We start from the raw sequence: 12,950 nt of genomic DNA, 5'->3' as shown, positions 1-12,950 counted from the left end.
ATCATATTTTAGATGGTGCTGTCATCTGATTAGGCCAAAGTTCACGGAGATTATTTATCTTCACACATTAAATACGACTATCTTTTTGTAGTGCACTCAGCGTGTAAAACGAACCGGTAACAACAATTAAAGCTTGAGACGATTCACGAACACGCATAGCCAGTGAAATGGCAGCTGTCGCATCGCTAGCAATCTCAACATCAACATTGGGATAACTAGCAATAATCTCGGCTGCTAGCTCTTCAGCATGCAAAGCGCGCGTTTTGTTATTCGGTGTCACAGTAATCACACGTTGCACCACGGGCACAATAATATCTAACATTTCATGATAATCTTTGTCTTTTAAAACACCTAGAATAAGTGTCGGCTTAATTTTTAAATGCCAAGCATTCAACGCCGAAACCAAACCATTCATACCATCAACATTATGTGCAGCATCAAAAAGAATATTTGAATCTGCATGATAGTTCATACGGCCCAACATTGAAACATTGGCCAAACCATCACGTGATTTTTCAGGTGTAAAATCATACCCCATGGTCATTAGCGCTGCTTTAATTTGCAACACAATACTAAAATTATGTGCCTGAAATGCGCCTGACATACTCAAAAAATAACCTGATTGTCCGTTAATAATTAAATCCATGCCAGCTGGGGTGGTATTGGCAATAATAATTTGATCAGGAGTATGTTCGAACAACGTTGCACCAACTGTTACCGTCCGTTGCTTCAAAACACGACTAACCGTCATATCCTGTCCGGCGTAATTAATGACAACTGTGCCTTTTTTAATAATGGCGGATTCATCTTCGGCAATTTCCGTTAAATTACGACCGATAATATTTTGATGATCTAAACTGATTTTAGTAAATACTGCCATCAATGGCGCATCGATGGCATTAGTCGCATCACGTAAGCCACCCAATCCAGCCTCAAACATAACAAAATCAACGTGTTCGGCCTTAAAATACAATAATGAAATAAGCGTAAAATATTCAAAATAAGTTAATTGATCAAAATTCAAACCGTGTTGCTTGAGACATTTGACAACTTCATCGTAATAACGCAAAAAGTCTTTTGGCGTAATTAACGTATTATTAATTCCTATCTGCTCACGTTCAGAAAGAATTGAAGGACTTGAAAAATGACCACAAGTATACCCATTAGCTTGAAAAATGGCCGTCATCATCGCAACAGTTGAACTCTTACCATTGGTCCCTGCCACATGAATTATTTTTAAGTCTCGGTCGGGGTGTGCTAACCATGATAAAACGTTTTTCAACAGTGGCACACGCGTATCATCTAAAATATGCCACGTCCTATCTAAATGCCTAATAACGTTCTTATAACGCGCTTCAATGCGCTTATCTACAGATTTATCCAAGATGTCCCCTCCGACATTTTCTCTGAAACCTATTTTAGCACATGTCGCCAACAAAAATGTATGCAAAAAATCATAATTTAACCACAAAAAAACGGTTGTTTAAACCGTTACGCCTGCGGGGAAATCTGTAAAGGCAGCATTGATTCCCCATTCGTTTAATCTTGCCATTGTTTTTGGATCATTAACTGTCCAAACATTTAATTTAAAACCTTTGTTCATTAGTATTCTGGCCTGTTCTTGCGTTAAAAATGAGACATCCGGATGAATATAGGCTGCATCAACAGCTTGTGCCTGTTCAAGATGGCTATCAGTAATTGGCCCATCTACTAGTAATCCCGTGGCAACTTTTGGCATTAGCGCGTGAAATTTTTTTAACAGTGGCACATTGAAGCTTGAAACAATAATCCGACAATTTGGATTTAATCGCAGAAAGGCTTTATGAATTCGCATTAAATAAAAGTTCTGTTGTTCCCCTTGCACGTCCGTTTTTAATTCAAAGTTGACATTGAGTTGATGCAGATTAACAAAGTCAATTAACCAATCTAACGTGACAATCTGTTGTCCTTGGTAAACTGGGCTAAACCACTCGCCAAAATCGAGTTTTTGGAGGCCTTGTAAGGTGTTACGATTGACTTTGCCATTGCCATTCGATGTTCGATTCACGCTAGCATCATGAATAAGAACCAGCTGACCGTCCGATGTGATATCAATATCAGTTTCTAACCAAGTAATATCCAAAGGTAACATTTTTTCAAAGGCTGCACGCGTATTTTCTGGCGCTTGCGCTGAGACGCCACGATGTGCAATTTTTATCATAAATTTTTCTCTCATTTCTGCATGTGATTTGCCGAATTATAGGATGCCAATGCTTTATTTGTCGCATCTTCAGCAGTCTGTAAACTTTTTTCAATATTAGCGCCATTGACAATCGATTGCATTGCCGTCTCAACATTCGTACGTTCAATGGGTAATATTGGCACAAGTGGCCCAGCAGTTACTGAATTCTTTTTACTGGTTTCTAGCTGTTTTGTAGCAACACCCAAGTTAGGGTCTTTAGCAATCGCTGATGTTACTTGTGGTAACGCTTTTGCGTTCTTATTGACCGCTAGATAACCTGTTGCCAGCTGCCACTGTGCCTGTGATTGGGCTGATGACATAAATTTTAGAAAATCAGTCACACCTTCTTTAGTAGCAGTTGTTTGATGCTTATTCACCCACAAGGAAGCGCCACCCAATGTTAGGCCATTACGTGCGATATCATCTGCATGTGGGACATAAGTTACCCCTAACTTAAATTTTGCATTAGCTTGTAAGTCACCGGTAGAAGCTGATGATTGCATGAACATCCCCAACTTACCAGCTAAGAATGCTGTTTGTTGATTAGCCTCGGCAATATCACCAGAACCATAACTCACAAAAGATTTATCTTGAATTGCTTGTTTCATAAAGGTCATCAGACGTCGAGCAGCTGGGGTATTAATATTAATTTTTGTTGCATATTGACCAGATTCACGGCCATTATCATGGTTCGCTAGCAACTGATTCTGGTTTGCTGTTAATTCTTCGAAAAGCCACCCATAAGCTTCAATCGTCATGCCCTTAGTTTGATGATTTGTTTTTTCCGTTATCGCTTGCGCCAAATTTAAAATATCCTGATAACTAGGATCTTCAGGCAAAGGTTTTAATCCTAATTTTTCGACTAGACTCTTATTATAATACAAAACCGGTGTGGATGAATTAAATGGTAATGATTGCAATTGATTATCAACAGTGTAGTAGCGCGCAATATTATCCTCAATTTGATTAATGACTTGAGAATCTAGTAAGCGACTGACTGGTTCTGTACTTTTAGTTGACAACATCGTGCTGGTTGCAATTTCTTGTGCTTGTACAATTGCTGGTGTTGCGGATGAATTAGCGACGTTAATATATTTTGGCAGTGATTCAGTATAGGCACCCTGATATTGTGGCACGACTGTGTACTTTGTTTGTGATGCGTTATATGTCGCAACTAATTTTTTAAGCGCATCGGCTGGTTTACCACCCATCGAATGCCAAAAAACAATTGTCGTGCGTTGATTTGCACTAACTGGTCTTGACAATCGGCTCATGCCAAGCAGCACGATACTAATCATCAACACAATAGCTATTAAACTCATAACATACTTTTTCTTCATAACTACTTTACCGCCCCATCAAGCAAACCAGATTTGAACGCTCTCTGCGAGAGCAGTAAAACTACGAGACTAGGCACCATAATCAAAATAGCACTTGCCATAATTAGTCCCCAAGAATTAACAGCTTCTGTGGCTTGTAACTGTCGTAACCCAATTTGGGCCGTGCGAACATTGTCACTATAACTTGTAATCAAGGGCCATAAATACATATTCCAAGTGGTCAAGAACGAATAAGCTGCTAAAGTAAATAAACTTGTTTTAGCGTAAGGTATCACTGCATGATATAAGAATCGAAAGTGCCCAACCCCTTCAATTGCTGCTGATTCTCTAAGCGCCAATGGCACTTGCATGAAAGTTTGACGTAATAAAAACGTACCAAACGCTGAAGCAAAGAAAGGAATTGCTAAGGCGGCATAATTGTTCAAAATACCCAACCAACGTAATGTTTGAAAGTTTGGAATGAGTTGTGATTCAAATGGTAACATCATCGTTCCAATGAAAGCATAAAATATAATTTGCTTCCCTTTGAACGGAATAAAAACAAAGGCATAAGCTGCTAATACTGAGAAAACAACTTGACCAACCATTACTATAGCTGAAACTAGCAGCGAGTTCAGTAGATATCGTAAAATAGGTGTTGCAGTTATTGCTTGTATATAGTTGTCAATTGTGAATTGACTCGTAAAATAATGACCCGTTAAAATAGCATTGTTTGGTAACAATGACACCCATACACCAACAATTAAGGGGATTAATAATACCAAAGATAAACCTATCATCAGTACATAACGCCATATCTTTTCATTGCTTGTTATAATCATTGATACATTACCCGCTTTTCAGTCAATTTAAATTGTGCGATCGTTACAAGCGCAATTAAAAGCGCCAAAACAATTGATTCGGTTGATGCTTTACCAACGTTAAGGTTAACAAAGGCATCTTTATATATTTGGTACACAATTAAATTGGTACTATTATTTGGTCCCCCTTTAGTTAATAAGTCAACTTGCCCAAAGGTTTGGAAGGCATTAATCATTGTAACCGTGCCCACAAAGAATAATGTCGGGCTAATTTGCGGTAATGCAATGTGATAAAATTTATGCCACGTTGTCACCCCTTCAATGTCAGCTACTTCATATAATGGTGTGGCAACATTTTCTAAAGCACCAGTCAGTGCCAAAAATGAAAAGCCTAAATTCATCCAAACTACGGTTAAAATCACTGCAAACAAAGACCAAGTGTTATCAGTTAACCAATGAATCGGTGGTAAATGCAATAGATTTAACACCATGTCAGAAACACCTGTTGTGGGTTGAAAAATAAATAGCCAAAGCACGGAGGCCACTGAAACAGAAACGCCCATCGTTGAAGCAAAAAATGTCCGAAATAACGTCGTGCCTTTTAAGTGTTTGCTTGTCACCATGGCTAAAGCCAAAGCACTCACTGTTGTTAACAATGTCACCATAAAGACGAAAATAAACGTTGTCAGCAAGCTTTTCATAAAAAACTTATCTTGTAATAGTGTGCCGTAATTTGACAAGCCAATAAATTTAACCGGCTGCCCTAAAGCATTGGTTAAAAACATACTGTAATAAACAGTTTTAACTAGGGGATAAAAAACAAAAACACCGAGAAAAATCGCTGATGGTGCTATAAATCCCATAGCCGCTAAATGTGTCTTTAGCTTTTGCTGCAGTTGCGTATGTTTCACAACTACATGATTTGCTGAAGAAAAAGCATGATCCATGTTACACCCCCACAGTAGCTAACGCTTGTCCTGCTAAATCAAAGTAATATAGGTCCTCACGCGACACATAAATTGTCACATATTGCTGTGGTGACAAGTTTGCCATACCTTTGATTTTAAATTGTACCGTTTCATCGCGATTATTAATTGTACCAAAGAGCAATGTATCCGAACCAATATAGGTCATACTGGCGAGCCATAATGATATTGCCAAATCATCTTTATTTTCTTGATTTACGTGGGCTGCTTGTGGCCTGATTCCAACCAAGGCATCTGGATCAAAAGGTGTATTAATTGCGACCCCGTGGTTTTGCCAGTCTGTGACACCAGGAATCACATTCATTTTTGGTGTGCCAAAAAACTTAGCAACAAAAGTATTTTCAGGTACCTGATAGAGCTGTATCGGCGTCCCAATTTGCTGCACGATTCCATCATTCAAAATCATCACGCGATCACCCATTGTCATCGCCTCGGTTTGATCATGGGTCACGTAAATCACTGTTATTCCCAACTTGCGTTGCAATGCTTTTATTTCATAACGCATACTTTCACGTAATTGCGCATCAAGGTTAGAGAGTGGCTCGTCCATTAAAATAATGTCCGCGCCTGAAACGATACTTCTCGCCAAAGCAACACGTTGTCGTTGCCCACCCGACAATTCACGTGGGTACCGTGACGAAAAATCAGTCAAATCAACCATTGTTAAAGCATCAGACAACCGCTGAAATTGCGTCGCCCGATCAACTTTGCGTGATTTTAAACCAAAAACGATATTTTCAGAGACCGTCATGTTGGGATAGAGTGCATAATTTTGAAATACCATTGATAAATGCCTTGATTTTGGTGGCAAATCATTCATTCGTTCACCATCAATCAATAATTCGCCACCTGTAATGCTTTCCAATCCAGCAATCATTCTAAGAATTGTAGATTTTCCTGAACCCGAAGGCCCAACCATGACAAAAAATTCACCCGGCGTAATAGATACAGTAACATCTTTTATCACTGCTTCATCTTGTTCTGTGTAGCGCTTTTTGATATGTTGTAATTCAATCATTATTATTCCTACCTTTACCCATGACTTCATCCTATCAATAGCATGTCAAAAAAATAACCTTATAGTTGTGATGAATACGTAAATAAACGTAAAGAATTTATAGGCATAAGAAAAGCCAAGATAATATTATCTTGGCTTTTGTTTCAGTAACCCTTATCAAGATTAACAACATTTTGCTTAAACGAGCCATCGTTAACAAACGATGTTAAATTTTGTTCAAATAGTCTAAATAATCCGCCAGTACGACCAGCATTGACATGTTCCCCCCAACTTGTATGCTGAGTTAACAAAATCTGATGACGCTCAAATAGGGGATGGTTTTTTGGTAATGGTTCTGGTGTTGTGACATCCAATGCAGCAAATTTAACGCGAGAATCATCGATTGCCGATAACAAGGCATCTTGATCCAACGTCGTCCCACGACCAATGTTAATGAATAAAAATAGTTGGTTCACTTGTTCAAAAAAACGAGTGTCAAAAAAATCCGCTGTATCTGCCGTACCTGGCAAACCATCAACAACAACACGAGCTTTTGCTAAGCCTGCCTGATAATTAGAAATTGGGTAGACGGCATCGAAACCGGGTACTGCTCGACCAGATGTATTTACACCGTATACCGTGCCACCAAAAGCCTTAATATGTGATGCAATTTGTTTACCAATACGCCCTGTACCAAAAATCAACACCGGTAACTCATTAATTAGGTACTGATTCGTAAACGGTTCCCAGTGTTTACGCGTGGCATAAACATTCAAGCCACGTGCAAAGTAAAGTATATAACTTAGCACTGTTTGTGCAATTGGTAGTGCTTTCAGGCCACTGGCATTGGTGACCGTGATTCCTCGTGCTTTAAGTAAAGACAACGGCAAATAATCAACGCCCGCTGACTGCGCTTGGATCCACTTTAATTTAGCATTAGGATCGGCTAATATTTTCTCACCAATCGCGTTATCCCAGCCGTAACTAATCATGATATCCGCAATTTGATTAGCTGTTATCGTGTCAGGTGTGACAACATCAATCCCATAAGAAGACAATAACTCATAATTTTCCGACGTTAAAGCTTTCACTGATAAAAGTAACATGATTCTACCTCCTAGCGTATCTTATAGATTATATTAAACTATATTTACTCGGACAACAAACCTTATTTAATGAGAATTAAATTAAAAAGTTGACATTTAATTTTCTTCATGTCATAATAAAAAAATCAACTTAAAGGACTTGAAGAAATGACTCAGAATCGTTTTTACAACTTCACAAGCATTATTAAGATCAACGTCGTCATTATTATCTGACATTTCGCTGGTCTGTTTTTGCTACCAGTCGAGGTGTCATCTATCGACTGGCGTAAGAATGACTGCTCTGTGCATCATTTTTAAAAAGCGCTAGTATGCAACTAGCGCTTTTTTTCTTTTCGTTTTTATACTTAAGTCTTATCTCAAACACAGTCTAATGAGATAAGCAGTGGCTATTTTAGGAGGAATTTATTATGGACGCAACAGTTAACTCATCAACCCCAGTAAAAGAAAAGTCTACATTACTGGACAAAAAGAAACAACCACGTACCGTCAGAGATGTGGTCTTTGATGTATCAACAGGGATTTCTAATGCTATTTTGGCTGTATTAGGCATGGGACTTTTAATGGCATCGCTAGGCAATTTATTGCACATCACACCACTCGTTCAGGCTGGTCTGATGGGTCAAAAAATGTTAGCCCCTGCACTCGGTGTCGGTATTGCCATCATGATGCGAGCCAATATTTTGACCACAGGCGCCGCACTCATCGCAGCAACCGTAGGTTCTAATGCTGTTTATTTTACTACAGCCAGTTCACCAGCAACGCATACTGCTACTGGCTGGATAGCTGATCAGGCAGCAGGTTCACTCATTATGACATCTGGGCAACCTGTTTCAGCAGTGCTTGCGGCTTTGCTTGCTGTTTTTGTCGGTAATTGGCTCACCGGTAAAACCCCGCTAGATATGATGTTAGTCCCATTTGCAGCAACATTAGCAGGTACAATTTTTGGACTCGGTACTGCTGCAGTTACAACCCCATTCTTGAATTGGGTGTCCGAATCGCTCGCTTCGACGATGAAAGTTAATCCATTCCTCGGTGCTTTTGTTGTATCGGTCGTCTGGTTCTTATTCTTGATGACGCCCGCATCTTCGGCTGCTTTAGCCATCGCAGTCATGCTAGACCCCTTATCAGGTGGCGCCGCTTTAATTGGCACAACTGCAGGCTTTGTTGTCTATACCGCTATGGGCTGGACTCAAAACAACCTTGGGGCTAATTTTGCCCAAACCATTGTCACACCTAAAGTTCAATTTCCTAACCTTTTAAAAAGTCCATTATTAATGTTTGGTCCAGCCTTAATTGCTGGTGTTTCAGCTATGCTAGCTGTTGGTGTGTTCAATCTCAAGGTGCCATTTGCTATTGCTGGCTTAGGGCTAAACGGCTTTATTGCACCTATTGCTTTGGCATCTAGCAATCCACGTGGATTGCTGTTAGTGGCTGTATTTGGCATTGTTGTACCCGTCATCAGTAGTTTAATCATGTATTACCTATTAAAAAAAGCCGGTAAAACAAAAGCAAACGATTTACATTTGGACGTTGTTTAATTTTAATTAAAGCGTTATAGTATAATTATCATAATTTTGTAAGAAAGAGGAGTAATTATGTCACAAGAGAAAGCACAACCTTCAGATTTTAATTGGGAAGAACTGGGGTTTGAATACCATGATTTGCCCTATCGTTTTCGGGCCTACTATAAAGATGGCAAATGGAGCGAAGGCAGCTTAGAAACGGATTCAAACATTCCTGTTAATGAGGCCGCAACTGGTCTTCATTACGGTCAAAATATTTTTGAAGGTCTTAAAGTCTATCGGCGTCAAGATGGCGGTGCTAACCTTTTTAGACCTGATCGTAATGCAAAACGTTTACAAAATTCAGCCGCTCGTTTGATGATGGCCCCTGTACCAGAAGAACTTTTCTTACGCGGGTTGAAAGAAGTTACTAAAGCTAACCAAGCGTTTATTCCGCCTTATGGCACAGGTGCAACATTGTATCTACGTCCATTTGAGTTTGGTGGTGGACCCGTAGTCGGCGTTCATCCAGCTGATAACTATGTCTTTGAAGTCTATGCAACACCTGTAGGTGCTTACTATAAGGGAGGTCTGACACCAACTGCTTATGTCACAAATGAGTATGATCGTGCTGCTCATGGTGGTACTGGTGCCGCTAAGGCTGGTGGTAACTATGGTGCTTCAATGTTAGCTGGTGATGAAGCCCATGCAGCTGGTTACTCAGATGTTGTTTATCTTGACCCACGTTTACATGAAAATATTGAAGAATTAGGTTCTGCCAACTTCTTTGGTATTACTAAAGATGGTCGTTTCTTAACACCTAAGTCCCCTTCTATTTTACCATCGGTCACAAAATACTCTTTGTTAGCCGTAGCTGAAGAATTGGGCCTACGCGCTGAAGAAACAACTATTTCAATCAACGATTTAGACCAGTTTGCCGAAGCTGGTGCTATGGGAACTGCAGCTGTGATTTCTCCTGTAGGTTCAATCACGCACAACGGTAACAAGCACGTATTCTACTCAGAGACTGAAGTTGGTCCTTGGACACAAAAGCTCTATGACCGTTTAACAGCAATACAATATGGTGATGAAAAAGGTCCAGAAGGTTGGGCAGTTGACGTCCCACTTAATTAATATAAAAAGCAGGTACCCATTATTGTGGCCACCTGCTTTTTACTTGACTGATACTTTTAATCTTGATACACTAATATTGTTGTTTCGTTCTATAAACAACACTGACCATGGCTCGTTGGTCAAGTGGCTAAGACGCTGCCCTTTCACGGCGGAATCGAGAGTTCGATTCTCTCACGAGCTATATCAAGTCGCAACTTCGGTTGCGGCTTTTTATATTAATAAAAACCCATCAAGTCATCGATAGGTTTATTTTTGTTTAATGATAAAGGCACGTTTTCCATTCTTTTTATGATTAGGTTGTGCAACTTTTGCACCTACTTTTGCTTTACTTGCACGTGGCTTATGATTAGTCGTATCAACTGACCGTTTATTTGCATTTTTACGTGGCCGAGCGTTACTTTTGGCACGTCCTTCTGACTTAAATGGCCGCGGATTAATGTTTTCTAAAACAAAATAAGGTGCGCCAAAATTAACATATTCATATAAATAGTCTTGTAGCGTCATAATTTTTTGTTGCTCTGACACGCTTCTGTCATTTTGATAAAAACCCTTTAAACGCAGTTGATCAGCTGAAATATCGCCAACAATATAATCATATTGTGCCATCAGTGGCGTATAACGTACAGCTAACATGTCAGCATCAAAAGCATTTTTGAAGTTTTCAACTAACTCAAGTGTTAACTTATCAATCTCAATTTCGTTAGCCTCTTGGTTAATCTTGTAGGCGCTTTTACGCTCTTCTTGTTGTAAGCGCGTTCGTTCTTTTAGTGTATCGCGATCCATCGCTTCCCCTTCCTTTACTTGCGTGCGTTGTACTTTTTCTCGTAATAATTTGCCATTAACTCACGCAACAAAATATCTAACGAAATTTTGGCAGGTACATCTTGAATGACTGGAAAAAAAGGTACCCATTTATAATGATCTAAAGTAGCGATTTGATAATGGCGCTGCTGCTGTATTTCTTGGCCTAAGTATAAAATTTTATGGTCACGTTGGCGATCAATACCATCAAATCGCATATATCCAAAGATTTTGCCACGAAATCCGCTTCCCTTCAGTGCCAAACTCGACAAACGTTGCTGCTGTTTATCTATTTCATCAAACAAGGTGTAAATTTCGGCGCCAGTTAATGTAATTACCATCGGGTTGATTGCATGTGGCATACTCTCCAATAAATCATATCGATTGAGTTCACCTTCTGGCAGGTCTTCAACAAACATGCCAGTAGATAGCATTGACACGGGGACTGAAAAATATTGTTTTAGCGCACGCAACCCATCATAGACCTGTTCATCAGTAGTAATACTTCTGGGTAATACCGCAACTTTTTGTGCAGATAAGGCATCTCGCCCGTACGCTAACCAGCTACGTATCAGCTCATAATCGCCTGATTCTTCGGCTAATTCATATGTTGGCACAGTCATAGCTGTTTTTTCAATAATTTTGTGCTGATTGAGCTTTAAAGTAATATCACCAATATGTTCACCATAACGTCCAGCCCCAGCAAGTAACGTCCCATTAACCAGTTTACCATGTTCTAATAAGTGATGCGTATGTGCGCCAATAATCACATCAATATCATATTTTTTGGCAATGGCTTCATCTGTCGGTAAGCCTAGGTGTGATAACAGAATAATACCATCGGTTATAGGTTGTAGCTTCGGCAACAATTGATTCAGTGTATCTTCGACTTCATGTGGTTGCCAATCAAGTGACGGATAAGTCAATTCATAAGGTGCTGTCATGCCAATAATTGCTAATTTAGTGCCTAATTCCGTGGTCACAATTTTATAAGGTTTGGCCCAAGTTGGTTGATTAGCTTTTGGCATTTCCGTCAAGTTTGCTAACAAAACATCAAAATTGGCATGATCGTACAAATGATTCATAGCATCGTGCGATAATACAAGTCCCTCATTATTACCAATAGTCACACCATCATAGTGTACGCCATTCATGAGTTGTACATTTGCCTGTCCCATTGTCGCATCAGTCAAAGGATTCAGTCGATCAATGGCATCACCAATATCAAACGTATAACTCTGCTGATAAGCTTGCTTTTTTTGCGATAAAAAACGCAAAATTCTTGGCCAATTTTCTATGTGCGAATGCATATCATTTGTATGTAAGAGATGAATGGTCTCAGTTGCCATTGATTAACTTCCTTTCAATAAAATCATATTAGCGATTACGCAGCATGTGATGACGCTTGGCTTGAATCATTTCGATTACTTCGTTTTGACTGAGTGGTGCACCAAAAGGCACACTATTTTTAGGTAAATAACCTATTTCAGGTGAATCGATACCGACATTAATATTCTCTTGGTGAGGCATTGCATAATTGTGAATGTGGCCATGTAAGTTGATTTGATTTTTTGTTATACCAAAAATCAATGGATAATGCGTTAAAAAAACTTCATAATGCGCAAACTTAACTCTGGTGCCCACTTCGTGAATTGTAAATTTTGGTTTTTGGTTAGCTGTGATATCGTTGTTTTGTTTTAAAAACTTTAAAAGTGCGGTTTGATCATGGTTTCCTTTGATAATGATAAAATTTCCGTGCAACCGCTTTAAGATGGCCAATGTTTCTGACACAATAAGCTTTGGTGGCTTAGTAAATTTCATACTGATATCGCCAAGATGATAAACAGTATCTGTTGGCTTGACCTTGCTATTCCAGTTAGCAATAATTGTCTCATTCATATCCTCAACAGTCAAAAATTGCTTTCTTGGCGAAAAAAATTGGCTCAGCAACAAATCTTGATGATAAAAATGCGTATCCGATGTATAAAAATCCATAAGCTAACACCTTTCATTTAAAGTGGAAGCAACCGTGACGATAACAAAAAAGTGCCGCAGCTGCGACA

Annotated in this window: 12 protein-coding genes and 1 tRNA gene; 3 read left to right on the top strand and 10 right to left on the bottom strand. The window is 39.3% G+C overall.

The window, feature by feature from the left end; genetic code table 11:
• Positions 1-67 precede the first annotated feature (67 nt).
• The 7 genes from FAZ25_RS06750 to FAZ25_RS06720 all read right to left on the bottom strand — a co-directional run bounded on the left by FAZ25_RS06750 (position 68) and on the right by FAZ25_RS06720 (position 7,450).
• Positions 68-1,384: a folylpolyglutamate synthase/dihydrofolate synthase family protein gene (locus tag FAZ25_RS06750; RefSeq protein ID WP_004904635.1), complete on the bottom strand. Its 1,317-nt coding sequence runs from the start codon at positions 1,382-1,384 to the stop codon at positions 68-70.
• Between the two features lie 99 nt (positions 1,385-1,483).
• Positions 1,484-2,215 carry a glycerophosphoryl diester phosphodiesterase gene (locus FAZ25_RS06745; protein ID WP_004900792.1) on the bottom strand — a complete coding sequence of 244 codons (732 nt, stop codon included), beginning with the start codon at positions 2,213-2,215 and terminating at the stop codon, positions 1,484-1,486.
• Entirely contained in the window at positions 2,212-3,561 is a 1,350-nt protein-coding gene (locus FAZ25_RS06740; RefSeq protein WP_155280106.1) for an ABC transporter substrate-binding protein, read from the bottom strand. The genes FAZ25_RS06745 and FAZ25_RS06740 overlap by 4 nt, the downstream gene beginning before the upstream one ends.
• A 2-nt stretch (positions 3,562-3,563) precedes the next feature.
• Positions 3,564-4,382, bottom strand: coding sequence for a carbohydrate ABC transporter permease (locus FAZ25_RS06735; RefSeq protein WP_004900797.1), 819 nt, complete (start codon positions 4,380-4,382; stop codon positions 3,564-3,566).
• Positions 4,379-5,308 (bottom strand): carbohydrate ABC transporter permease, encoded by a 930-nt coding sequence (locus FAZ25_RS06730; RefSeq protein WP_155280107.1) that lies wholly within the window; start codon positions 5,306-5,308, stop codon positions 4,379-4,381. Before FAZ25_RS06730 ends, FAZ25_RS06735 begins: the two co-directional genes overlap by 4 nt.
• Before the next feature lies 1 nt (position 5,309).
• A complete protein-coding gene (locus FAZ25_RS06725; protein WP_004900803.1) occupies positions 5,310-6,365 on the bottom strand; it encodes an ABC transporter ATP-binding protein in 1,056 nt (351 codons plus the stop codon).
• A gap of 143 nt (positions 6,366-6,508) precedes the next feature.
• Positions 6,509-7,450 carry an NAD(P)-dependent oxidoreductase gene (locus tag FAZ25_RS06720; protein ID WP_004900806.1) on the bottom strand — a complete coding sequence of 314 codons (942 nt, stop codon included), beginning with the start codon at positions 7,448-7,450 and terminating at the stop codon, positions 6,509-6,511.
• Positions 7,451-7,857: 407 nt separating this feature from the next.
• Between FAZ25_RS06720 and FAZ25_RS06715 the strand changes: the two genes are divergently transcribed.
• The 3 genes from FAZ25_RS06715 to FAZ25_RS06705 all read left to right on the top strand — a co-directional run bounded on the left by FAZ25_RS06715 (position 7,858) and on the right by FAZ25_RS06705 (position 10,267).
• On the top strand, positions 7,858-8,988 hold the full coding sequence (locus tag FAZ25_RS06715; protein WP_004900809.1) for a PTS transporter subunit IIC: 1,131 nt from the start codon (positions 7,858-7,860) through the stop codon (positions 8,986-8,988).
• A 57-nt stretch (positions 8,989-9,045) separates the two neighbouring features.
• Positions 9,046-10,086 (top strand): branched-chain amino acid aminotransferase, encoded by a 1,041-nt coding sequence (locus tag FAZ25_RS06710; RefSeq protein ID WP_004900813.1) that lies wholly within the window; start codon positions 9,046-9,048, stop codon positions 10,084-10,086.
• A 109-nt stretch (positions 10,087-10,195) separates the two neighbouring features.
• A tRNA-Glu gene (locus FAZ25_RS06705) sits at positions 10,196-10,267 on the top strand.
• Between the two features lie 65 nt (positions 10,268-10,332).
• Here the strand turns inward: FAZ25_RS06705 and FAZ25_RS06700 are convergent.
• From FAZ25_RS06700 to FAZ25_RS06690, 3 genes are read right to left on the bottom strand one after another with little or no spacing between them, the layout of a single operon-like run.
• Positions 10,333-10,869, bottom strand: a complete 537-nt coding sequence (locus FAZ25_RS06700) for a YutD family protein (protein ID WP_004900815.1) — start codon at positions 10,867-10,869, stop codon at positions 10,333-10,335.
• Between the two features lie 14 nt (positions 10,870-10,883).
• Positions 10,884-12,236: a bifunctional UDP-sugar hydrolase/5'-nucleotidase gene (locus tag FAZ25_RS06695; protein ID WP_004900818.1), complete on the bottom strand. Its 1,353-nt coding sequence runs from the start codon at positions 12,234-12,236 to the stop codon at positions 10,884-10,886.
• 28 nt (positions 12,237-12,264) lie between these two features.
• Positions 12,265-12,882 (bottom strand): metallophosphoesterase family protein, encoded by a 618-nt coding sequence (locus FAZ25_RS06690; protein WP_004900821.1) that lies wholly within the window; start codon positions 12,880-12,882, stop codon positions 12,265-12,267.
• Positions 12,883-12,950 lie beyond the last annotated feature (68 nt).

Origin of the sequence: Leuconostoc sp. LN180020 (assembly GCF_014844115.1) — a bacterium.
In the GTDB taxonomy this organism is placed as follows: Bacteria; Bacillota; Bacilli; order Lactobacillales; family Lactobacillaceae; genus Leuconostoc; species Leuconostoc citreum.
This window is presented reverse-complemented; position numbering and strand designations above follow the sequence as displayed.